At 59.6% G+C, this 22,917-nt stretch carries 24 protein-coding genes; 7 read left to right on the forward strand and 17 right to left on the reverse strand.

Annotated features, from left to right (window positions below; translation table 11 throughout):
• Positions 1 to 193 precede the first annotated feature (193 nt).
• Positions 194 to 799 (reverse strand): CGNR zinc finger domain-containing protein, encoded by a 606-nt coding sequence (locus BDB13_RS29385; protein ID WP_254923114.1) that lies wholly within the window; start codon positions 797 to 799, stop codon positions 194 to 196.
• 340 nt (positions 800 to 1,139) lie between these two features.
• Between BDB13_RS29385 and BDB13_RS29390 the strand changes: the two genes are divergently transcribed.
• Positions 1,140 to 2,360, forward strand: coding sequence for an MFS transporter (locus BDB13_RS29390; RefSeq protein ID WP_094275551.1), 1,221 nt, complete (start codon positions 1,140 to 1,142; stop codon positions 2,358 to 2,360).
• A gap of 432 nt (positions 2,361 to 2,792) precedes the next feature.
• On the opposite strand, the gene BDB13_RS33310 is transcribed toward BDB13_RS29390, so the two are convergent.
• Positions 2,793 to 3,026, reverse strand: a complete 234-nt coding sequence (locus tag BDB13_RS33310) for a hypothetical protein (protein WP_254923115.1) — start codon at positions 3,024 to 3,026, stop codon at positions 2,793 to 2,795.
• A 276-nt stretch (positions 3,027 to 3,302) separates the two neighbouring features.
• Positions 3,303 to 3,683, reverse strand: coding sequence for a GNAT family N-acetyltransferase (locus BDB13_RS31915; protein WP_176459791.1), 381 nt, complete (start codon positions 3,681 to 3,683; stop codon positions 3,303 to 3,305).
• 13 nt (positions 3,684 to 3,696) lie between these two features.
• Here BDB13_RS31915 and BDB13_RS32460 point away from each other — a divergent pair, with 13 nt between their 5' ends.
• Positions 3,697 to 3,894: a hypothetical protein gene (locus tag BDB13_RS32460; RefSeq protein ID WP_176459792.1), complete on the forward strand. Its 198-nt coding sequence runs from the start codon at positions 3,697 to 3,699 to the stop codon at positions 3,892 to 3,894.
• Positions 3,895 to 4,119: 225 nt separating this feature from the next.
• Here BDB13_RS32460 and BDB13_RS29405 read toward each other — a convergent pair whose 3' ends face one another.
• From BDB13_RS29405 to BDB13_RS29420, 3 genes are all read right to left on the reverse strand, one after another.
• Positions 4,120 to 4,842, reverse strand: coding sequence for an SIMPL domain-containing protein (locus BDB13_RS29405; RefSeq protein ID WP_094275553.1), 723 nt, complete (start codon positions 4,840 to 4,842; stop codon positions 4,120 to 4,122).
• A gap of 203 nt (positions 4,843 to 5,045) precedes the next feature.
• Positions 5,046 to 5,525 (reverse strand): hypothetical protein, encoded by a 480-nt coding sequence (locus tag BDB13_RS29410; RefSeq protein WP_254923116.1) that lies wholly within the window; start codon positions 5,523 to 5,525, stop codon positions 5,046 to 5,048.
• A 414-nt stretch (positions 5,526 to 5,939) separates the two neighbouring features.
• Positions 5,940 to 6,389 carry a hypothetical protein gene (locus BDB13_RS29420; protein WP_141210763.1) on the reverse strand — a complete coding sequence of 150 codons (450 nt, stop codon included), beginning with the start codon at positions 6,387 to 6,389 and terminating at the stop codon, positions 5,940 to 5,942.
• Positions 6,390 to 6,482: 93 nt separating this feature from the next.
• Here BDB13_RS29420 and BDB13_RS29425 point away from each other — a divergent pair, with 93 nt between their 5' ends.
• Positions 6,483 to 7,067 carry a TetR/AcrR family transcriptional regulator gene (locus BDB13_RS29425; RefSeq protein WP_094275556.1) on the forward strand — a complete coding sequence of 195 codons (585 nt, stop codon included), beginning with the start codon at positions 6,483 to 6,485 and terminating at the stop codon, positions 7,065 to 7,067.
• A gap of 301 nt (positions 7,068 to 7,368) precedes the next feature.
• Here BDB13_RS29425 and BDB13_RS29435 read toward each other — a convergent pair whose 3' ends face one another.
• The 8 genes from BDB13_RS29435 to BDB13_RS29475 all read right to left on the reverse strand — a co-directional run bounded on the left by BDB13_RS29435 (position 7,369) and on the right by BDB13_RS29475 (position 18,097).
• Positions 7,369 to 8,166, reverse strand: coding sequence for a hypothetical protein (locus BDB13_RS29435; RefSeq protein WP_094275558.1), 798 nt, complete (start codon positions 8,164 to 8,166; stop codon positions 7,369 to 7,371).
• Positions 8,166 to 10,016 (reverse strand): hypothetical protein, encoded by a 1,851-nt coding sequence (locus BDB13_RS29440; protein ID WP_094275559.1) that lies wholly within the window; start codon positions 10,014 to 10,016, stop codon positions 8,166 to 8,168. The genes BDB13_RS29435 and BDB13_RS29440 overlap by 1 nt, the downstream gene beginning before the upstream one ends.
• Positions 10,017 to 10,044: 28 nt before the next feature.
• Positions 10,045 to 10,344, reverse strand: coding sequence for a type II toxin-antitoxin system PemK/MazF family toxin (locus BDB13_RS29445; RefSeq protein ID WP_094275560.1), 300 nt, complete (start codon positions 10,342 to 10,344; stop codon positions 10,045 to 10,047).
• Positions 10,344 to 10,577, reverse strand: coding sequence for a YlcI/YnfO family protein (locus BDB13_RS29450; protein ID WP_094275561.1), 234 nt, complete (start codon positions 10,575 to 10,577; stop codon positions 10,344 to 10,346). Before BDB13_RS29450 ends, BDB13_RS29445 begins: the two co-directional genes overlap by 1 nt.
• Positions 10,578 to 10,695: 118 nt before the next feature.
• Positions 10,696 to 11,673, reverse strand: coding sequence for a DUF2637 domain-containing protein (locus BDB13_RS29455; RefSeq protein WP_094275562.1), 978 nt, complete (start codon positions 11,671 to 11,673; stop codon positions 10,696 to 10,698).
• Positions 11,674 to 12,265: 592 nt separating this feature from the next.
• Entirely contained in the window at positions 12,266 to 12,577 is a 312-nt protein-coding gene (locus BDB13_RS29460; RefSeq protein ID WP_094275563.1) for a hypothetical protein, read from the reverse strand.
• On the reverse strand, positions 12,574 to 13,356 hold the full coding sequence (locus tag BDB13_RS29465) for a ParA family protein (protein ID WP_094275564.1): 783 nt from the start codon (positions 13,354 to 13,356) through the stop codon (positions 12,574 to 12,576). The genes BDB13_RS29460 and BDB13_RS29465 overlap by 4 nt, the downstream gene beginning before the upstream one ends.
• A 4,483-nt stretch (positions 13,357 to 17,839) precedes the next feature.
• Positions 17,840 to 18,097, reverse strand: coding sequence for a hypothetical protein (locus BDB13_RS29475; protein WP_094275566.1), 258 nt, complete (start codon positions 18,095 to 18,097; stop codon positions 17,840 to 17,842).
• A gap of 1,096 nt (positions 18,098 to 19,193) precedes the next feature.
• Here BDB13_RS29475 and BDB13_RS32465 point away from each other — a divergent pair.
• From BDB13_RS32465 to BDB13_RS29490, 3 genes are all read left to right on the forward strand, one after another.
• Positions 19,194 to 19,451, forward strand: a complete 258-nt coding sequence (locus BDB13_RS32465) for a hypothetical protein (RefSeq protein ID WP_176459793.1) — start codon at positions 19,194 to 19,196, stop codon at positions 19,449 to 19,451.
• 187 nt (positions 19,452 to 19,638) lie between these two features.
• Complete coding sequence (locus tag BDB13_RS33315) at positions 19,639 to 19,767, forward strand: hypothetical protein (protein ID WP_254923117.1); 129 nt, start codon at positions 19,639 to 19,641, stop codon at positions 19,765 to 19,767.
• 883 nt (positions 19,768 to 20,650) lie between these two features.
• Entirely contained in the window at positions 20,651 to 21,352 is a 702-nt protein-coding gene (locus BDB13_RS29490) for an IS6 family transposase (RefSeq protein ID WP_441347252.1), read from the forward strand.
• 147 nt (positions 21,353 to 21,499) lie between these two features.
• Here the strand turns inward: BDB13_RS29490 and BDB13_RS33320 are convergent, their stop codons facing one another.
• Positions 21,500 to 21,835, reverse strand: a complete 336-nt coding sequence (locus tag BDB13_RS33320; protein ID WP_254923179.1) for a hypothetical protein — start codon at positions 21,833 to 21,835, stop codon at positions 21,500 to 21,502.
• A 9-nt stretch (positions 21,836 to 21,844) separates the two neighbouring features.
• On the opposite strand from BDB13_RS33320, the gene BDB13_RS33325 reads away from it, so the two are divergent.
• Positions 21,845 to 21,928, forward strand: coding sequence for a hypothetical protein (locus BDB13_RS33325; protein WP_254923170.1), 84 nt, complete (start codon positions 21,845 to 21,847; stop codon positions 21,926 to 21,928).
• Between the two features lie 171 nt (positions 21,929 to 22,099).
• On the opposite strand, the gene BDB13_RS29505 is transcribed toward BDB13_RS33325, so the two are convergent.
• Together BDB13_RS29505 and BDB13_RS32470 are read right to left on the reverse strand one after the other, a co-directional pair.
• The gene (locus BDB13_RS29505; RefSeq protein ID WP_094275569.1) at positions 22,100 to 22,387 is read right to left on the reverse strand and encodes a hypothetical protein; all 288 of its coding nucleotides are present in this window, start codon (positions 22,385 to 22,387) and stop codon (positions 22,100 to 22,102) included.
• Positions 22,388 to 22,599: 212 nt separating this feature from the next.
• A complete protein-coding gene (locus tag BDB13_RS32470) occupies positions 22,600 to 22,758 on the reverse strand; it encodes a hypothetical protein (RefSeq protein WP_176459794.1) in 159 nt (52 codons plus the stop codon).
• Positions 22,759 to 22,917 lie beyond the last annotated feature (159 nt).

Genomic DNA, 22,917 nt, shown 5'->3' on the forward strand with positions numbered 1-22,917 from the left:
AGCCGAGATATTCTCGTAGACACTTAATGGAAGAGAGCGCAGCCTATTTCGTTGCGCAAACGACAACGACCTACACCCGAAACAAGCGAGCGCCCGTAAGTTCGCGGCCCGAACCCTCACAGATGAAATTCCCCATGCCGTTCGAAGAAGGGGTGGCATACCACCTACCTGGACACCGCAAAGGTTGGACGTGTCACAGGTCGGGAGTGTTCATCGCAGCCTTCTTGGCCCGGTTACCGCAAATATTCATCGAGCACCATCGCCGATTGTCACCTCGACTGGTATCTAGATACAGTCCGCCACAGCTTTTCCACTGACATGCTTTGACCCTGCCCCGGCGATCACCACCAAACACCTCGATTGCATTCGCCGCAATGACAGCAAGCGCGTCCTCGATGACACTAGGGCCCGACGACTTCCACACGGCCGCTTCACCTTCGAGTGCTAGATGCACTTTGCCGCAAGCAGATTCCCGATTCAGAAGGTCGATGTCGCGCGCCTCGCCGCTTCGCTGATCCGCCACCGCTGTCCCCACTCGATGTATCGCTTCTCTCAACTGGAGGGCTTCTCGCAGCTCTCCAGTTGATGCAGGTTCACTGCCTAAATCCAAGCAATTCGCATGCAACCACAGATCTAGCCGCGACGGGTCTGTGAGCCGTTCGAACTGGGCGCCACCTCGATCGCTGAGGGTCGCCGTGAAACGGAAGGCAAGGATTTCATTGTCGAGGCGAAAGATCGCCTCGGCCTCACTTCGGCGACTCGACTCATTCATGCAGCACCTTCCATCGGCAAGAACCATCTCAATCGGTTCGACAACAGGCTACATCCGTGCAAATATTGAACCGTCTTAGACGGTTCAATTTTCTTGGTTTGGTCGGCGCCCGTCCGTTCCAGACGCACTCCTCGAGAGGCACAAGTGCATCCGATATTCAACGCAGATTTAGAAGTAACCCCAGAACTTTCCCGCACCACCGAATGCGATCGGGGTCCGTGGTGACTCAAGAGTGCGTACCTGCCGCCGTGTCCGGCCACACGCAGGTGAAGGAGGGCCGGAACTATGAGTTCGAGCCTTTTGACGTGCGCGGCACCATTTCTCGTGCCACCGCGCAGAGGAATCACAACGGCAGCGGAGTCGCGTCATGAAAAGCACAGCCAATCCTCATGTGGACTCTGGAAGATCGCTACCAACTGTGGATCGACTGCCGATCGGCGCCCTCAGCGCGCTGGCGATGACGGGCTTCGTCGCGATCATGACGGAGACCATGCCGGCTGGGTTGCTCAGGAAAATCGGGGACGGTCTCCATGTGTCGGAAGCGGGCGCGGGTCAACTCGTGACGTTGTACGCGTTGGGGTCGGTCTTGGGGGCGATTCCGCTGATAGCCGTCACCCGCGGATGGAATAGGCGTCGGGTGCTCTTGCTCGCGATCTGCGGTTTCTGCATCTTCAACCTCGTTACGGCGCTCTCTCCGAATTACGTATTGACTCTGGGCGCGCGGCTTCTTGCCGGGATGGCGGCAGGGGTGGTGTGGGGGCTTCTTGCGGGTTACGCACGACGCATAGTCGAGCCCCACCAACAGGGACGGGCGGTGGCTGTTGCGCTGGTGGGACAGCCGGCCGCGCTAGCATTGGGCATGCCGCTGGGGGCGTGGCTCGGCACGCTCGTCGACTGGCGGGTCGTCTTCGCGGCCATGTCCGTTCTAGCTATTGCCCTGGCAATCTGGGTGCTCGCGCAAGTTCCAGATTTTCCCGGCCAGCAAGTCGGGCATCGAGTGCCCATCCAGGGGGTGTTGACGTCACCTGGGATGCGCCCGATTCTGTTTGTGGTGTTCACCTGGATGTTGGCCCACAACATTCTCTATACCTACATCGCACCGTTCTCCGATCACGTAGGACTCGGGGACCGGATCGGGCTGGTCCTTCTCGTCTTCGGAGTCATGTCGTTCGTCGGAATTTGGATCGTAGGATTGTTCGCGGACCGTATGCTGCGTTCCCTGACGTTGACGAGCCTGGCAGTCTTCGCGGCAGTCTCGTTGTTGCTGGCAGTTGGCGATGGAGCGCCCATCCTGATGTTCGTGGGCTTTGCCGCGTGGGGGTTGACGTTCGGGGGTTCACCGACATTGCTTCAGACCGCGCTGGCAGACACGGCGGGAGATGCGGCTGACACAGGGCAGTCGATCTTGGTCACCGTATTCAATCTTGCAGTCGCGATGGGCGGTATGGTCGGCGGACTCCTTCTGGAATCCTCGGGCGCACAAGCTCTCACGTGGGCGGTCTTTGCCCTTGCTGCCGCTGGTACGGCAACGGTGTGGCTGGCCCGGTCGCATGGCTTCACACCGGGACCTCGTACGTCCCCGGCATGAACGGCCCCCGCCTGAACTGCACCGACGATCGCACGGAAGAACAGCCGCTCGGATCAGTGCGGGAATGTTCGAGCCGAAGACTCTGCGCGGCGAACAGAGTCTTCATCGAGCGGGACAGGCCGCACTATTAGTGAGCAGTACGAAGTCATGAATACGCGGGCCTCGCCGTCCTTTCGTGTCTACATCCCACTCACGGAAACGGACGCGTGCCCGACAGTGGGATCTGCGGTGCCCAACTGCGAGTCACCACGCGGTCAAAGGTCCGGCAAGGCCCAGGATTACCAGCAGCCGACGTCGTGAACAGCGTCGTATCGCCCTGTTCCTGGCAGCACGATTCCTGGATTTTGCTATTCGCGTTCACCTGCTCCAGCCCCGCTTCCACGCACAAACGCCTCGCTGCGAGTTGCCGGCGATTGTGCCGGTCGAAGCCACTCACGGAAGAGGCTCGCCGACCAGCCACACCACGATGCCTTCTACGTTCCAAATTGCGTCTGGATTGTCGAGAGCCGCCACGTAGACGACGCCAGCTTGTTCGCCGGCGATCTCACCGCTGCTGCCCGACGGTGGACTGAGCTTGAGGAACTCTGAGGGGTGCGGTCCTGGCCATGTAGGTAGGGATTCAGGGGGAATATTGTTGTCGAGGAAGGCCGGTTGGTGTACGGCCACCGGTCAGGAAGGGGTTCGGTTTCCGCCGTCACGGTGATGCCTGTTCCCGCGACAACTTCGTTGCCTCCGCTACCGCAGCCCACCACTACAAGAGCAACACCTATCAGTGCCAAACCTGCTACCGCGCGACGTACCTCCACCGTTTGCTCCCCTCCTGTCACCTAACCCCTGTGTACGAGTCCACCATCGCACGTACGTGGTGCCTGCTACCCCCAGTTGGCAACTTCTCGAACCCGACGCCCGTCTTGCACAAAATGTGTGTGCGGCCGGCGCATTTCAGAAGGTCTTGTAGAACCATGTGCCGGACCGGCTGACGTAGTTGGCGTTGCCGATGACCTTGGCCACTCCAGGCATCTCGCGGACAGTGTCGGCAATGGTGAAACCCAGGTTCGCGTACAGGCCGAGTGCGTTCTTTTCGCGGTCGTCGACGAAGCCGAACCACACCTGCGTTCGCCCGGTGCTCCGATGTTGTTGTTCTGCGGCAGCGATTAGGGCTCGTCCTGATCCTCGCCCACGATGGGGACTGTCCAATAATCGGCGTTTTGGCCCGACACCGATCACGACGTGATGCTCCCGAGACAGGGTGCGGTGGCACACTATCGGTACCGTGGGGCGGGATATCGAGGCGATGGTGGTGATGTCGGTGGTTGTGCTCATATTGTTCGTCGCTGTGCCTGTTCTGTTCGCCGCGTCGTTGGCCGTGCTGACCGGCATCGGGCAGTTTCGACGGTCACGTCGGGTGGCGTCGGCAGTATTGGCCGGGTTCTTCTTCCCGCTCGTGTGGGTTGTCTGGTATCGCCGCGATACCCCCACGCGCGGAGTGTTAATTCAACGTCCTGTACCCGCCAGCGGTAAGCACCTGGACTGACCCGTGACCACCGTAGATATGGGCGACCGTCAATGGTTCGGTGGGAATATCGCGCACTTGGAAGACGTGTCCTTTGCCAGATTTTTGGTTGATGCGTAACGGGTGCCAACGTGTGGTTCGCCCGCACCGGTACGCGCGGATGGAGGGTGTCAGATGGTTTGTGTAAGAGCGGTCTGACACGAATGGCTGCCGTCAGTGTCGATCCGAGGCGTTGGCCAGCCTGCTCTAGCCCAGCGCCCAGGTGACCGTCACCTGGAATGCCACCTGTTGGGTGCCCGGAGCGAGAACCATGTCGTAGGCGCCGGGGCTCCGCATCAGGGAATTCGTGTCCATGTTCTGGTTGCCGGTGGTGGTGGTGGTGGTGAGCGCTTCGGTTATGGTGACAACGTTCGACAGCGACGTGCCGGACAGGTCCGCGTATTGCCCGGCCCGGGTCTTCGCATCCTCGAACGCGCGGGTGCGAGCATCTGCGAGCAACGTCGAATTGTCGTCGATGTCGAAGGCGACCGTATGCAGACGTGCCGCATTGCCGCTGGCGGCAATTCCCGCGTCCAGTACGCCTGACGCTTTGCCCAGGTCACGGACGATGATGTGCACCGAGTTGATGGCGCGATAGCCCGTCTGGTTTCCGCTGACGGCGTCGTACTGGGGTTGGATCGACAGGTCACTCGTCCGGACATCGTCGGTGGCCACGCCCGCGGCGACCATCGCGTCGATCATCGCACGTGCCTTCTCGTTCGATTGCGACACCGCGCCGCCGACGTCGGGTTCCACTAACTCGACACCGATGACGGCGGTCAGGATGTCCGGCGCTCCGCGCACTTCGCCTGTTCCGACGACGGTGACTTCTTTCGTTGCGGGCTCGGAACTTCCGCAGGCGGTGAGTGAAACGGTCAGTGCTGCAGCAGCTGTCAGGAGTGCGAACGTTGTTCGTCGTGTTGTGGGCATGATTTCAGACCGTAATGCCCGTTTTGCGGGAAGGGGGCGAAACACACATATCTCGGGCATCAGCAACCGGAGGAACCGGCACAAGCCGGTACCGAGCAGTCTCGTCAGGATTGTCGATCCGGCCGATGTGCCGGTGGCGGACGTGCAGTCCGCGATGCCAGCGGTTACCAAACCGTGCGTGCGCCGATACCAATGCCGACAACTCAATACACGACGGAATGGGCTGGCCCGGATTCTGCGGCTACGCGGCGGTTTCTCGATGGCACAGGAGTGTTCGACACGCACAACAAAGCTGCAACGCCCACGTCGAAGCCAGCACACAGCGCGGGATACCACTGTGGCAGTCGTGAAGACGTACCTCGATCGTGTCCGTGATCGAATACTGCATGCGCAAGCCATCCGACAGCGGTCAGCCGCGCAGCGCCCTGTGCTGGCAGAACGCTCCCACCGACATAGACCGCTGCCGTCGCCAACACCGCAATCCACTCACGGGTGAGCACAGCCGAATCCGCAGAACGCCCCAGGTGTGAGATCGGATAGACAACTGCAGCGCCCATCAGTCCCGCGGCATAGACCACTGTTCGACGTGTCGGATTCCGATGAGAGATTGAACGGTCTGCGGCGATGCTCAGAAGGCCACCGGCAGCAAACGCCAGGAAGCGAATGTGCGATCGCTGGCTCACTTGTGCGTTCATTGAGACCACTAAACCAGAACGGTGAATCCGTACGCACGGCTTCGCAGCCGATCGATCGGTTGGAGAGTCGCGCACAAATTCGGATGTCTCTCCTTCGCCCGTTACTGGGGCACTGAATGCTGAGACACGGTCAGTGCTCGGCCGAGAGATGGGTGCGGAGATCGGCATGTTCGACGAACTGGTCATCGACATCGGCAACGACCATCGATGACGATCTGCACCGCGCGTCCACCTCGACTTTGTCGACAAGGGACGACAGTTCCTCCGGATTCTTACGCGGATGTACTCCAGAATTCTCACGTTCATGTTGTGAACCCCTGGCTGCCGACGGTGAAACTGATCCGTAGGGGACCGGCGACGCTGAACGCATTTCCCCTACTGGATATTGACCAGTGAAACGGATTATTGGCTTGCACAATGGATCTTCCGGGCCCGCCAGGCCTGCGCGGCACCCATCGTCGCGACGGAAATACCTGACGCCACCAGGATTGTTCGAATACCCCTGCCCAGATCTCTGTCGATCGCCCCCCACGCACCCAATCCGACGGCTGCTGCGACATTTCCGAGTCCGAGCATGGCGAGTGGAGTCGAAATACGGCCAATCTCAACGTGACCAATCCGATTCGCCGACGTCACCAAGGCAATCGCCGCACCTGCAAATCCGGTCGCTGCAATTCCAATCCCGGTCGACGTTATCGACCCAGGCATCTGCCAAGCACCGGAGTGGGGTGCGGTTAGTGCAGCTGCTGTCAACGCCGCTGCGCTCATCGCTTCAATACCCGCGTCGAGCAGCAGTAGTGAGCGCACATCGCGTTGAGCCTGACCACTGCAAGCAGTCGATTCCTGAGTCATGGCTTTCCTGCCAATTTCTCTGTAGCACTCGCTACAGAGTTGAAAGCGTAGCGAGTGCTACATGGATGAGCAAGCATTGCTAGCGTTGCAGCAGTGAAGCCTGAACCGCAGCCGTCCGTCGTGCGTGATCGCCTGCTCGACTTGTGTGTGAGATATGTACTCGACCGTGGTCTCATCGGCTTGTCACTGCGCCCGCTGGCAGCTGCGATCGGAACGAGTGATCGGATGCTGATCTACCACTTCGGGACCAAGGACCTCCTTGTTTCGGCCGTGATCGAACGCGCGAACGCAATGCTGACGAGTGCTGTCGGCGACGACGCTGTGCGATCCGACTCGACACCGAGTGTCGGTGATGTCCTGCGAGCTGCCTGGGATTTCATGTCCACGGTGGAGGGAAAGAAGCTTTCCCGGTTGTATCTGGAGCTCTGCGTGCTCTCGGGTCAGGATCCGCAGCGTTGGGTGACCGCTCACCGGGCGATGCGGAATTCCTGGGTTGCGCTCATCGGGCCGACACTGCGTCCGATCACGTCAGCGCCTAGACGGCAAGCCGTGCAGCGCCTCGCTATCGATGCAATCGACGGCATGCTGCTCGATGATCTCGTGACAGGCGAGTCCGATCAGATCCGTGACGCTGTGGACGTGCTCATTGAATTAATCGAGGGCCTGGTTGACGAGTAACGTGCCTTCGCGTCGACCGTCCTCACTGCACCGTCATCGATAATTCTCGGCCAAACAGAGATTGCGAGTCGGTCCGGAAACCCGAGATGGACTCCGCGGCTTGCTACGGCCGTGACGAGTTCGTCACCGACCTGGGCGGCCAATCCGAGGCCGCGCTGATTCCCGCCGGATGTCCCCGCCGACGCCGGCGACGTGGCTCTTCCACCGAGATCTGTCTCCATCGCCACCAAGAATGTCCCCCGGTCGATACCGTTGAGCCAGCAGTGGTCAGAATGGGCGGAATCGACGATTCCGCCCATTCCTAGGTCCAGTCGATGTGGACGGACTCGATGGAATCGAAATGAAACCCGAAAGCATCACCGTACTGATCGAAGCCCTTGTTCTCCGGATAATCCATCGTCGCGTGCCGCTCCAGGATAGCGACCACGCGGGCGTGGTCGTCGTTGGCCAACGCGGCCGCGAGTTCACGCGTTTCCTCGACGCTGAACGGGCTGTCGGAGTTCGCGAAATCGAGTGTCCGAACCCGATAGTCGTAGCCTTCTTCGGTGCCGTTGCGGACGGACACTCCCCCACGGACCCGGATCGTCGCCTTCTTCGGTTGCCCATCTGGACGCAGCACGCCGGCGCGGTCCATGATGTCGTGAGCTTTCACGTTCTTGAGTTTCTTCTTCGCATCAGCACGCAGCTCGTTCGTCTCCCCCGACCGATAGCGGGAGACAGCGGAGCGTGAGCGCCCGATTTTCTTTGCGACAGCATCTATTCCACCGAGACGTTCGATCGCGGCGCGCCGCTGGGCACGTTCGTTGACCTCCGAGTGCGGGATTCGCCCTTGCTGAGCCCACCGCCGTAGCGTTCGATCCGACGGTGGTGTCCGGCCGGCGTCGATAGCTGCTTGGCGTAGTCCGTCGTTGCCGATTTCGGTTCGGATTTGTCGGATGGAGACTTTGCTGGTCAAGCCCGCCAGGCCACCGCTTTTGACGGTTTTGGATTTTTCGACCCCGCTGGTCGCCGCCGTGGAAACGGACACCTTGAGTCCGTCGAGTCCGACGGTCTTTTGCGCGGGTTGCTTCGTTCGTGGCTTCGGAAGGTGCAGTGCCACTAGTTGTTTCCTTCATTGTCGTCGGCGAAGACTGCCTTGATAGCGAGATTGATCTCGTGGGTATCGCGAGCTTCGGTGAACGCGGCCACCAGATCATCGGTCAGTGCGGCGTGTTTTTCGAGGGTCATCTTGCCGAGCGCATCGCTATCGTCAGCGACATTGATCCCTTCGGGTAGGGGGTAGACCCAGGAGTCGGTGACGGTGCGCAGTGGCCACCGGCCGGTTTCCCTAGCGATGCGCATCGCGACGCGGCGGCCACGCCAGCGGCAGTGCGCGATGATCGCGGCCCGCCAGAGCGGTTGGTGGTGGTGTTGCATTTGTTTCGCAGTCCACATGTCCGGGTTGACCATTCGGCCGATATACCCCTTGTAGCAGGCCCCGAGGAAACGTTTCATCGCCGTGTCGTCGGTGTCGACGGCTACCTTGCGGGCTTCTCTCAGGATTTTCGCCCACTTGTCCAGTGCGCGTCCCTGTTCCGGGTACACCCACGCTTCGGTGATGTCGAGGTCGTCGAGTTCTGCGCCGATTCCGCCGTCGGCGACGGGAGCGCGGAAGGCATCGAGGCTGACGGATGTGATCCACGTATCCACGGGTTGATCGGCGAGCATGTGGGGGTGCGGGAGTGGCAGCTTGTCGGGGAGGGCGAGCATGTTTCCCGCGGGCAGGGTGACGTGCCAGAGCCCGAACGGGGTTTTCGTGGCCTCTGCTGCATCACGGGCGTCATCGGCGCGCAGGTGCCGTGGTTTTCCGTAGCCGAATTCGAGCATCCCGGCGGAGGCCAAGTACGCGGCTCGTTGGTCGATCGACACCAACCGGGTTGCGTCGTCGAGTTCGTCGGGTTCGGGGACTCGGGTCCAGCCGACTGCGGGTTCGAGATCACCGCGATGCTCACCGTCGAGCGGCGGGACGGGACCTGCCTCCGTGACGGCGATGCCCTTACCGCTGCGGGTGCGTTCACGTTTGATCTTGTCCACGACCGCGGCGCCGGTACGGGCCGGAGTGGGCCCGGGGAGGACACCGAGATGCTGTGCGCACCACGCGAGCCGGCGCCCCAGCTCTTGTGCGGCGGGGAGGTCGTCGTCGGGGAGATAGGTTCCGGCGGTGGGTGATCCGAGGATCCCCATGTCCCCTACACGGTTTCCCCATCCGAAGTCTTTGTTCCAGTACGTCCATACGTACGGCTCGATGACGATGTCGACCATGGATGTGAATTTTCCGGTCGTGCGGGACAGGTGCACGACGTGGCCGGGATCCCCGCGGAGTTCCCACCCTGCGGTCAGCATCGGGGTGAGTGCGGCTTGTAGTACGCCGGTGAGTTCTTCGGCGGCGCGGGTGCGGAGGACTTCCATGTCGTCGACGTCGTCTTCGTTGCCGGGGTCGATGATCCATCCGAGCATCTCGCAGGCGTCGATTCCGACGACCCAGATTTGTGCTGGGGCGCCGAGGGGCGTCAGTGTTGCCCAGCGGATGAGTTTGTCGAGTTTCTCGACGGAGTCGACCGGTCCGGTGAGGACCTGCCCGGACGGTGTGTACGTTCCGGCGGCGGTGACGATGATGGCGTGACCGTCTGCGCTCTCCCCCGCGGGCGGCAATGACGCGCGTGTAGGTACCTTCCCTCGGAGTTCTTCGTCGAGACTCGGTTCGCCGGCCGCGACATTGCCATCCGGAGTCCCCGATTCGGCTGTCTCGCCGCCGGATTCAGCTTCCGGCTGAGCGTGTTCGGGCACTTCGTCATCGACAACATCGAAGAGCGAAGGTTGTACCGATTCGGCGGTAACGGTCTCGGCGGGAACCACCTCGGGCTCGTCGACCTCGAATAGGGCGAACTGCTCGCCTTTCTTCAGCGCCATAGTCCGCCCCCAGCGGTAGTCGTGGTTGTCATTCGAGATCGAAGGCTGCGCGAATCGCTCCCGACAGCGATTCCTCTTGTGCTGGAAAGAAATAGCCGATTCCCTGCCCGAGCGCGCTCACCGGGATCGTCGTGATGCTGTCGCAATTGATCACGGAGTCTGCGTCCAGGCCGTTCGCGCGCCCAACTGCCACTTCGGTGGATAGTCCTCGAATGGTGGTGGTGATCGGCGCAACTGTTACTCGGGTCAGGTGCGGGCGCACAAGTTCCCGGGTCAGTATGAGAACGGGGCGAACTTTGTCCAGCTTCGCTTCGTGGATCGGTCGCATCAGATCAGGTCCGCCGATCGATCTTCGGCATATGCGGCAAGTGAGTCCAGATCGTCCTCGCTCGACGCCTTGGCGAGGATCTCTGCGTCCCTGGCTGCGATCTGCCTGCGGCGTTCACGCTCGAGTGCACGTAGGACCAACGCTGCGCGTGACGGCGCTCGATGGCTGGTCACTTCGCCATCGAGGAATGCCACCATCTCGTCGGGTAGTCGTACCGCGATCTGCGTGCTCATACCTAAATGGTACCAATCTGGGATTCAAAAGGTTCTCGCAACGCTCACGTACCCGAAGGCAAAATGTCACGGCCACGACCAGGCCGAGGCAAGGCCTTGAGATGTCGATCTGATTGGCTCAGGTTGAGGCGATGAGATCGTCAGCGCAGTCGATATCCGATGCTCGCATATCGATCAGTGGCGGGTTTTCGAAGCCGGCCGCGCGGGCCGCCGTGTCGAACTTTTCGTAGCGCCGCCAGGAAGTTGACGTAGCAACGGGCGGGTTTGATGTCTGAGCGATGGATTCCCAGGTGAGGTTTGGGTCTGCAAGTTTGCGGCGCGCGGTGTCTTTGACTGCATCGGGTAAGTCGGATTGCGTGATGAACCAGTCGAGATCTGCGGACAGATCCGGGTTCGTTGCGGGCGGGTCCATGACATCGATGGCCGTGTCGCCTGCCGAAGGGTGCGGTGGATGGACGCGGACAGCGATTTTCGGGGGCTCTTCGATCGCAGGCAGGTGTTGCGCAACGGCGGTCGCCGGTTTGTGTGAGTTCCGGTTCTCTGGCGCTGTGGGTGCTGTGTCTTGCGCGGCGTGTTCATCGGCTTGCGTTTTGTAGTCGGTGTACGCGATGCCCGTTGCTTTGATGAGGATCCCGAGTCCGTGGGTGAAGGCAAGCACGAGCGTCGGAGGAATGATCGCAATAAGCGCAGCGATGGCCGGGTCGAGGGGAACAAATCCGATATCGATACCTGCTGCAACCTGACTTTGCGCTGCGGATGCGGCATGGAATGCGTGATAGGCGTTGCCGAGGATGCTGATCGCGACGACCGTGACTGCCAGAGCGATGTAGAAGCCTTTGTCCCATTTGCTCATTTTGAGTTTGGTCAAGATGACGATCGCAATCGTGGATCCGAGGATCGCGCTGTCGACAATGACGGGGAAAATCCATGCAAGGTTTTCGGGCAAGGTTCCCTGCCGCGCAAGGTCGCGTTGCACCGCGAACGAGAGGACGAAGGCGCCGGTGGTGATTCCGATTGCAATGAGGATTGCAATAAGAAGTGCGGCGATCAGTGCTCCAAGCTGGATCCGCGCAGCGCGCAGACTAAAATCACCCATGATCGGGTTTTCCTTCCTAAAGGGGTGTTCTCGGTCTGGGGCCTCGCTGGTTGCAGCCGGCGGGGCTCCTCTTTGATTTTCGGGTGTTCGGGGTTGCGTTTCCTGCCTTCGATGTCCGGCCTGTGACTGGCGCGTTTTCACGTTCTGAATTGGTGGAAAATGCCTTGAGCTGGCATTTTGCGTGTGAGATGCGTGCTGATATGTGTCTGGTCGCAATGCGAGCGCCTCGCTGATGCATAGGTGCGTCGTTTCACGGAATGGCACAACAAGCACACGTGGAACCTCGTTCACTGTGCGTGCAGCGGACCCTTTTGCGTGTAAGCCGTTGAGGGGTAGTGCACTCGCCCGTTAGATGGCCGCAACGCGTCGGCTGGTCGAAGCCGACGGTCGGGTCGCAAGATTGCGTGCTGCTCTCGCACAATGCAGTGCAATCCGGCCCCTGGTGTAACTGGAGGCGAGATCTCGTGCGTCGGACGAAACCGGGGCGCGCAACGCCAATCTGCGCTTCGTTCACTGCCCCGGTTGTCGTGACATTAACCACTCCGCAGTGCGCGCAATGCATGCATGCAATGCACGCATTGCACGCAACTAGCTACAGTCCCCTGGCTTTCAGATACTCGTCCAGCGCAGCCTCCGTCATAGACGCTTCACTGATCTCACGATCACCGGTCTCGTATCGCAACTTGTCGACACCACGGCGGAGACGGTCTTTGGTGGAGGGCTTGATGCGGGTGTTGTGCGTCATCGACAGCTTCTCCTCCTCGTCCTTACGCCCACTGGGATCGGCTGGCGCCGGGGTCGCAGGCGCCGCGACGACGGGCGCCGACTCCCCTCTCGAGGGTCGTTCGGGGATGAGTTCGGCGGGGTGAGTTTTGCGGATCGCAGGTTCGCGTTTGACGCTCATGCTGGGGCTCCGATCACGACGGGCAGTTCAGCGAGGAGGTCCGTGTAAGCGACCCTGAGTGTCAGCGCTTTTCCGCCCTTGAACTGATGAATGGGCGTGTGGTTGGAATGCGCGTCCTGGCGAGCTGCAAGTTCCGGAATGACCGTCTTGGCCACGAGGTCGCCGTATGTTTCGCGGAGTTCGTTCTCGCGGAACTCGTGCTCACCCGTCACACGCCTGCGACTGATCACAATCTTGTCAAAGGCAAGTTTGGGGTTGGCGCGTTTACGAACGGTATCGATGGTCTGCTCGAGCTTCTGGACTCCTCGGACGCTGTCGATGGTCGGCTCTGTAATGGCTACGACGCCGTCTGCTGCGATAAGGACCGCGAACAGGACCTTGCCCATGTTTGGTGGGCAGTCGAAAAGTACTGCGTCGTAGGGCGAAAGGTCCAGGCCCTCGAATGCGACGTCGAGGCGGAATACGAGATCGTTGGATCCGTCCGATTCGATTTTGCCGAGTTCTTCATCGGCGGGAATGAGATCGACGCCGTCCCAGGGGGTCGCGATGATCGCTTCAGCTGCAATGCCTTCCCTGGTCTGGTTCATCAGGTGGTAGGCCGTCAGCATTCCGTCTTCAAGTTCGACGCCGAGTCCGCTGGTGGTGTTGCCCTGCTGGTCCATGTCGACAACAAGGACTTTTCCGCCGACCGCGGTGATGGCACTGGCAAGTCCGAGTGTGGACGCTGTTTTGCCGACGCCACCCTTCTGGTTGCCCAGTGCGATTTTGCGTGGCTGCATTGCGGACCTTTCGTCGAGTGTATTCAAACTTGCGAGGCGTGCGTTGCGTGCGAAACACGCACGGCATGCAGTACGTGCACAAGCTGCATTGCTTGCATGGCATGCAGTACGTGCACAAGCTGCATTGCTCGCACTGCATGCGGTAGGTGCGCTACTTGCAATACATGCGCTGCACGCTAGACATGCATAGCGTGCTTGCCATGCGCTACATGCACTGCCCGCATTGCGTGTCGTGCGTGCATTTGGTGCGGGGCAAGCACTGCGAGCTATGCACGCACACTGTGCATTACGTGCGCGCGTAGCATAACACGCATGTAATGCACGCAGTTCGTGCGGTGCATTCATTGCGTGTCGTGCACAGTGCGCACGCAGCGCACCTCTCGCATGCGGCGCATGCCTTGCAAAGATTGCAAGCGCAGCATTCATTGCACACCTTGCATGGATTGCGTGGCGTTCTCTCTTTGCACTCCATGCGATCCATGCATGACGCGCATGCCATGCGTTACCTGCATGCAATGCGTTCATAGCGTGTGCAGCATTCAATGCATGGCCAGCAAGCTGTGCATGACACGCGCGCATCGCTATGCATGCGCCCATGGCGAGCATTACGTGCCACGCAATGCATGCACTGCGTGCTCAACATGCTTTGCGTGCGCTGCGTGCATGCAATGCTCTACACATTGCGTGCTCGGCACGCTCCACATGTAATGCACGCAATGCATGCAGGTGCCTCTGTTCATCAAACACGCAGTGCATGCATTAGTCGCATTGCATGCACATCACGCACTGCATGCGTTCGACATAACTGCAGGTAGAAGCACTTTCTCAGTCGAGAGGCAGACGTGTTCATAGACATAAGGTGCAGTAGGTCATTCAAAACGATCCGATCGAGATCCTCCAGATCTTCTGGGTGCTCGTTCACTGAGGCATGAAAATGGCACATATTGGGAGCTGCAGATTCCGGAAGTTGTGTCGCCGCGCAACGATTCTTATGTACTGAGGTTGCGATACCTACCACCAAAGCCCATCCGCATCGCATCCTCGAACCCCGCCGGAACGGCTGATTCAGCCGGCAATCGAATTGCAAGAACCGAAAATTGAGCTCTGGCAGACCACGAAGGTACGATCGCCAGCGCTGAACGAACTCGATTCGAGGACCAGGATTGATCACTTCGGCCGATCAAGTTTGTGTTTGACTCTCCTGATTCCGAAGATATCCGATGCGTACGGCCGAGGCAGTGCGGTGATTCTTCACGGAAATGAACTGTGGTCTGCCTCGACTCAGTCCGCCCATAGGGTGCGCGGCCCAAGCACAGCGGTGAACTGGGTTTCGTAGATTGCGGTGCATCTGCAGAATCTTCAATTTCTCGACAGGGCGGCGATGGGGGAGTTTCAGTTTTGGCAACGAAACCGGTTGAGGTGCGGCGGATCTTCGTTGGAATCTCGCGACTGCAACCCCATCTGACGTGAGATCGATGCGGTGATCGAGGGGCAGATCTCCAATTTTCTCCCGGGGAGAGGGGCGGGTTGCGGTCTTTCGAGACAAAATTCTCGCATACCGACGTATGGCCATCCAAAATCAACTGCCACTATGCCCACTCATTACGTCACAGTGACGTAATGAGTGTTGGGGATTGGGTGGATAAAGTCGCCGTCTTCCATCCAAATTCGAGCGAATTCGGGGCCCTTTCGCGCATCTGCAGGCCTGGGGCTGACCGAAGATCGGCCAATTTACGGCATCGTAGCGCAACATCCACCCTTGGTGGGGGAGTGAATAGGCCTTCATCATCCGCGTCAGCACAGATATTTGGGCGGAAGAACCGACGCCCAGGGGATGGAATCCAGCGAATCAGCGACCCCGCACGGTGAAAGGGGGCGGCGAAAGTTCACAGATTCATGTCCATGCAACGCTCGCAACGCTCGCGATGCTCGCGATGCACGCCATGCGTGCACTGCACGCGATACACGTTTGCTACGCGGTGCATGCACCCCATGCAGGTGTTGCAAGCATTAAGAGCAGCGGGAAATTTCCACGCAAAAGCACTCTCTGTCGGTTGAGTTCAACGACAAAGAGCAAGCAGATACTGCTCTGACCAGGCATAACACGAACGGCACCTTGCCGGCTAGAGCGAATGAGTGAGTTGCGTCAGTCCATATAGGGGAAACCACCTTGGGTGCGCCACAGCTCGTCAGCGCGCTTCTGAGGGCCTGACGCTCGGTGCCCTACGCGGATCGCCCTGGTACTGGTCAGATTCAGCTCCTTTCTTCATTCCCGGCTAGGCGGCTTATGAGCTGGGCCAGCTGCTCGGAATGGACCGAGATATCGCATGCACCGACTTCCTCGTTTGTGAATCACTTCAATCGTGGATGCATTTCCGCAGCTCACAGCGAGAATCGCTTCTGCCTGTGAGAGTTCGAGCTCACCGGATCGGACGGCCCTGAACATTGACAGCGGCTCGCCGAACCGGCGTCTGCTCAGGTCCGGTGCTGAAGCGCAATCGAAGGTTCTCAGTGCCGTTGATGACGCAACTTATCGGCCAGATGTGCTCGGATGCTGGCCAGGGCTTTTGCGCGATGTTCGGGATTTGCGACAGCTTTGGCGCGTTCTTCGTGTGTAGTTTCGAGTTGTTTCTGTTCCTTCCTTCTGGCTAGATCTTCGGCTTTGCGCTGTTCACTGGGTGATTTTCCGGTCCAGTCGATTGAACGGAGTCTGCGTTTGAGGTACGCCAGTGGCGAGGAGAGGCTGGCCGCTGTCGGCCAGATCCACCCCCGTTGAGCGGTGTCTCGTGAAAGCGTGCGGGCGATGTCACGACCTGTCCAGCGCGTGGGGTCAATTCCTGCGTTCTGGAGGATGTCGCAGACTGCGCCGATGTGGCCAGGTGGTGAGAGGGCAGGGGCGTCATTGATGAGTTCTGCGGCTGCACGTTGGAGTCCGAGAGGGCGGGGGGTCTTGGCTGCAGTGGTGTGTTTTTTTCTTGGAGGTGGGGGTGTCCACGCGCGTGCGCGTTGGTGAGTTCTTCCTAACGGAAGAACTTCACAAGATAAAGAACCAACACTAGATAGGGTGTCAGCGACTGTCGTTGCTGGTGGGCCTTGGTTTGGCTGATCGAGGGCGATGGAGCCGGTGCGAAGGGCTTTCCGGGTTCGGTATCGGGCAGTTCGTTCGGCGGAGCGGGATGGGCGCTTCTTCGGCGACTTGGCAAGCGGTGTCGCTTCCACGATGCATCGTGGTGAGGATAGCGACCACGATGATGCTGCACGGTGCTGTTGACCCCCGTGGTGAGCCTCTGCAGCGAGGAATTCGAGGGTTTTGAGGTTCCGCCCCCGAACGTGTTCGATACCCATCTCGAGATCGATGAGGACGCGGCGGGCTCGATTGACCGCTGATTCACTGACCTTGGCGCGTGCGGCGATCGTCGATTTTGCCGCGGTCACTCCGCGACCGGTGTGGGATTCAGCGAAATGTGCGTGCGCTTCTGCGACGGCGTAGGCCTTGTCGGGCTTGATGAGGCGGCGTGCGCACAGGGTCTTGCCGGCGGGGGTATCGATGTGGTGCCGGAACTGACGGAGCCATTCACGGCGCGAAGTCCAGACAGGGATCCGCGCTTGTTCGGCTGGTTCCACGGGCAATGCCCAGGATCGTCCGCGCTGGTCAGAGGACTCATTGATTCGTCGTGTCTCTGAGTCGATGAGTGCGACACGAATGAGGAGAGCATCGACGGTCGCGTGCCATACGTCGACCTCGGCCGATTGCGGGACGGCGGTGTGGGTGTTGGTGTGCGACACGCCGAAGGTGGGTGATAGGGAATGTGTTGATCCGTATTCAGGGTATGAGTTACCCTGAGACATACCTGCCATAGGTAGTCCCTTCCAGGGGATGCAGTTCGAGCCGAGAAAGCGTCAACTTTCGGAGCTCACCTCTCGAGAACGTTTCGAGAACAGATGTCGGAGAACCTGCCAGTTCTTAGTCGACATCAAGGACCTGCCAGTCCTTATTCGCCGCGATGCGGTCCGCTCCCAATCACCCCCTTTGGGGGCTTTTGTGTTTCAAGAGGTCTGCGCTGTGCAGTTAGGTATCGAGTTCGTTCGTCGATTACTTGGCTACAGGCGGCCCCGAATCCTGCGAATCCACTGATCGTGTGGATTCGCTGTGCGTAGGGACGTGTGTCGGAATCCAATGGCAGCGGGAAGGTGCCTTCATGGGCATGTTGCTGACCTGATCGGATTCGCGGATTTGTGGGACGCCAAAGTGTGACGTGGGCGTCATACCAACTGAATTGTGATGTGGATGTGCTGAAAATGACACCGTGAACGCGCCAGTAGGTATGGCGGAATTGCGTTTCTGGGATATCATCGAGTAAGCACCGCCTCTTCCTTAACTGGGTTAGTGGGGGTCGGGGAACTGGGAAGTTCCCGCAACTGCATAAACGGACAGCCCCCGATGCCGCCAAGCCCTGGGGGTTGTTCGCTGTCTAGGGGTAGTTCATGCGCCGACTGCGAGCTGCTCGATGCGCCGCAATGAGCCCACAGCTTCGATTTCGAGCAATCGAAGCTGTTCCGGATGCAGCTTGTCGCTGATGTAATCCGGTATGTCCAGTCCGTGGGTGATGGCCAAGATGAGCACGGAATAATCCCCAGCAGGGATTCCGAGTTCGGCGGCCCGATCCTCGTACACCTTGTGTTGCTTGAGGGGAGCACGAGTCGCGATGTGTCCGCGAGGTCCCTTGTTGTGCTGTGCCATGAGGAAAGACTAGAACCAATCTGTAACTGATACGGGTAGGCGCGCCCACTCGGTGTGTCGCGTGTGGTTGATGTTGCCACGAAATTCACCGTTTCCCGGAGTCGTTCCGGAGTGCCGTTGCACGAAATGGCTGCATCGAGGGTTCACTGACTGCAGCAAGGCGATGCCGCAAACTACGGCCATGACACTGCAGATCTCCTCGATGGATGCGGACTCTGGGGCGAATATGGCCAGGTCAACGGAACTAAGGGCATGGCGGCAGAGGTGCAGGCATTGAAGGGCTGACGGCCACAGGGGAGGGTGAAGTGTCGCAACGCATCGCAATTGCTGTGATGTCAGTCACGTTGATTGTGTGCTGTGTCGGCCGGTCGTGCCCATACCTGGCGCGCCGCCGACGACAATGAAGGCCTGTGAGTGCGTCGCGGGTCTGGGCGGATGATGTTGTTCTTGCTGCTTCCGTCATCGAAAGTGAGGTAAGTGCGGTCTCCTCCGAGGGCCGTGGTCGATGAATTCTTCGGTCGACGGCAGTGGGTGAGCTTCGAGTAACACGGCATCAGTTCGTTGCCGCGGAACGCAGACCGTAGACGTGATCGCAGGCGAATAGGACACAATCCAGGACGGCCCGTCGATTTAACTTGGCCGCGTGTCAGCGACGACCATCGGATGAGTAGTTGAAGGGGCGGATGCGCCGAGGTCGCTGTGCAAATGGCACCGCTGTCCCGCGGACATAATCGTGCGCTCCGGGGCTGTGCTACAGGTTCGGATTGAGCGTGCGAGACGTCGAAGAGTTGATTCTCGCGCGCGGTATCGTCGTCTCGCGCGAGGCGACCCGCATGGTGCACTAAGTACAGGCGGCGAATATATCGTGGGCCCGCCGGCGGTGTGCTTTCCAGCCTTGCGGCACATGGTATCTCGACGAGATGTTCATCCAGGTGCGGTCGGTAGCGGACGGCAGCGACTCGCGCGACTGGATTCGGTGCGTGCCGCAACAATTGCCCGAAGGGAACGTCCTAGACATCGCAGTCAAGTCGCACCGTCGCGCGAAGGCGGCGCAACGTTCTTCGCCCAAGCTAATGCGAACACTGGGTCGAGCATTATGGGTACTGGCCTGTGGAAAGTTGGCGAGTTACGTTGTGGCGCATCGGGAGTTGATGCCGTCGGCCGGGCGCCGGCGTCGATATACGTCAATACGCGGGCCGAGAACTCGCACCAGGCCGTCAGGCAGCGTGGACGTGCGATGAGGTTCTCCCGCTCGCCTGGTGTGGCGCAACGATTCTTGCTGGCTTTCAGCGGGATCGCCGCACTTTCGGTCTGGCCGGCACTGCTCACAATGAGCGCTTCCGTCCCGACCTGACCGGCCGATTCGTCACCTGGAACGACGTGACTGGAGTACCTGAACGTTTCGTCAGGACGTGTGACCAAGGGGGTATCGGCCGAATGGTCAACCCCGACATGCGGACTGCGAAACAGATGCAACACCACGGCCAACAGTTCTGGCGTGCAGCGACTATTGCGCTGATGACAGTGATGCGCGCGGCAAGATGGCCGTCGAGAAGCGTGCCGCCCTTATCGATGATCTGGTGGCTGCGCTTGCAGGCGCCGGCGATACGCACAAGATCGACGTCGCTATCAAGGCAGTCTTTGTTGGCGTCGATGAAGAAAACAATTAGTGGCACTACACCTTTCGAAGCCACGATCAACCGAACCTGCGCAAAAGACAGTCGGGACTCGACGGGCTCAAGGTCTCCGTCTCCACGGCTGCGACCAGTGGGTTCGAGAAATCCGAAACTGTCAAAAGTGGTGGCCTGGCGGGCCTGATCACCAGAGTGTCCATCCGGCAAATCCGCCCGGAAATCGGCATTGGCGGACTGCGCCAAGCAGCGATCGAGGTTGTCCGGACACCTCTGTCGGATCGAATATTGCGACGGTGGGATCAGCAGGGGTGCATCCCTCACCAGATTGTCAATGAGCGTGCCCAACGCAGGGCTGTGATCGAATGGATCGGTGGAATCGATTCTGTTGCAAGGAAAATAGATGCTCTCGTTCCGCAGTCTCGGGCCACCGTTACCGCTACGGCTCCGACGAGGCGAACGAACTGCGTGCTTATGGCCAATCGAAGAAGGCGACGATCTGAGTTCGAGGGGGAGTGTCCGTCCGTAAGGTTCCCGCACCAGGTTTCGTATTTCCCGACTGTCGGCAGCGCATGCAAGCCATGCGCAGCACGTATTGCATGCATTGCATGCATGGCTACTTGTTGTCGATGGCTTATCGTCATTCGCGGCGAGTGTCACCTCGCGGCAGGTGGCTTTGTCCCTGCTACGTCGGAAGGACCCGATTTCGGTGTCGTCGTGTGATCACAATTGGACTACGTCGGTGTCTCGCTGGTGCCTCGGGAGTGAGAGATTACGTTCAGTGCGATTGAGTGAGAGTGGACCCGATCAGTATGAGCGCTCGATCTTTGACTGGTTTGATGCTCCGTACTCGGAAACTGGTTGTGCCTTCCTTGAGGCATTGTCAAGTTGTTGGGATCGCCTGATCTGAGATGATCTGCAGGTGTCGTCGACGTACAAGGGTTACCGGTTTCCGCGGGAGATCATCTCCCACTGTGTATGGCTGTACCACCGGTTCACCCTCTCGTTCCGTGAGATCGAGTTACTCATGGCCGGACGTGGGGTCGAGGTGTCGTACGAGACGATCCGCGCCTGGTGTGCCCGGTTCGGGCCCGAGTACGCTCGCAGGCTGCGGCGGAGGGCGCCCCGACCTGGTGACAAGTGGCACCTCCACGAAGTATTCTTCAAGGTCCGCGGGGCACGGAAATACCTGCGACGGGCAGTCGATCAGCACGGCAGCGTGCTCGACGTATTGATCCAGGACAAGCGGGAGAGTAAGGCTGCGACCAGGTTCTTCAGGAAAATATTAAAGAAACAGGGTCGTCGGCCACGGGTGCTGATCACCGACAAACTCCCCAGCTACCAGGTCGCACACCGCACCACCATGTCGACGGTCGAGCACCGGCAGAACAAATACTTGAACAATCGGTGCGAGAACTCCCATCAACCCACCCGGCAACGCGAACGCGCGATGAAAGGGTTCCGCTCTATCGGTGCAGCGCAACGGTTTCTGGCAGCGTTCAGTCGCATCTCCCCACACTTCCGGCCACCCCGTCACCGGATGACCGCCACCGATCACCGCGCCGACATGGCCGCCCGATTTCAGGTGTGGGATCACGTTACCGAATTGGCCCCGGCAGGCTGAGCACCGCTCCGCTGAAGGCCTGCTGCACCCGAAAACAGTTGCACTCCAAACAACTTGACAATGCCGTTTTTCGCCCTTTTGATTGTCGGCGTGGTCAAGATAGCCAAATTTGTCAACAAGTGAAATCGCGGAGAAAATCCGTGCGCATCAACAGACACCCGCTCCTGTCGGGGTGTACCGGTAGACTGGATCCCCGTCGTTGATGTAGTGAACGGCCTCGACGCAGTGTCTGGCCGATACCGCGATCTTGTTGCTCAGGTTGTCGGTGCCGACCACGCCCATGGTGCAGTGGGGCGATAGATCAAGCGGTCCGGGCGGGACTGCCGCCTCGACACCGGGTGGACGGCTGATCTTCCACAAGGTGTCCACATAATCGAGCGCAACCTCATTCGCGAACGCACAATGGCCGGACTCTCCGCTGCCCGCGATCGAGGGCGGATCGGTGGCCGGCCCTCGTCGCTGACAGCCGCAAAGAAACGTCAAGCAAACAAGATGCGCGGAGACGGCGTCCCGATGAGTGAAATTGCGGAAGTCTTGGGTGTCGCACGAAGTACCTTGTGCCGAAACATGGAGTGAAGTAACGATATTCGATTTCTCTTTGTGACGAGAGCACGCCGATTTCTGCACCGGACTACCGCTGAGTTCCAATAACTTGTGTGGTGAGCAGGCAGCGGGGCTGCATAGTTCGCGTCGCGGTCCATCTTGCGTAACGACGCGGAGGAGAGTCGTCGTTGCCAGGTGTGAGAACTATTTCAGTCGGTGACGTCCGGTGGGTGACTGAACATCTTCGTTATATGAGTTGTTCAGCGCTGGAAGCACCGTCGGATCGGACTCCCCCAGTTCACGAGCACGATGTCGAGCTGAATTGATCGCGAAAGTATCGGCGGAGGTGTAGTCGTCGCTGTGCCGGCCGGGTGTGGAAGCGGGATCAATCAGAGCCTGGTGCTTCTTTCTGAATTCGGCAGCATCGGGTTGATTCAGCAAGTAGGTCACGGCGGCGGTGACCTTTGGTGAGGGTGTTACCTGATGCTCCATCTTGCTCCTTGTTGAATATGCGAGTGCCTACGGCGGGGCGGATCAAAACGACGGATCTGTTCACCGATCATCAAGCGGTTTAGTTGGATTCGGCCGGAACCAGATGGCTACCCGAGTCTGTTCGGCGAAGTTGTCTGCCTGTCTGCTGTACGAGCAGGTATTCGGGCATCAGATGTCGGCGGACACAGATTCCGGGGATCGTACATGTGTGATCACGGTGTGTCTCTGTCCAATTCCGGATTCGCTTCGAGGGGCTCGAAGTATCGAGGGTTGGGGTTGGTGCGGGCCTTGACGATGTCGCCGAATCCGAGAACACGGGCCGGTGGACCTTGGTAGATCATTTCCTCTGTTCCGATGTAACGAAATCGCATGGTGGTGGCTCCTGGGTGTCAGGTGTTCAGACGGTCAGTCGTAGTTCGCGTTCGTGAACTAGGTTTGCGGGAAGCCTGTGTTCGGCGGAGGCTACTTTCGGCGAGAGACCTTTCTGTAGTGCATGATTCGGCAACACTGATGATCATGTGCGGGGATGA

Source organism: Rhodococcus sp. OK302 (genome assembly GCF_002245895.1).
Lineage (GTDB): Bacteria > Actinomycetota > Actinomycetes > Mycobacteriales > Mycobacteriaceae > Rhodococcus_F.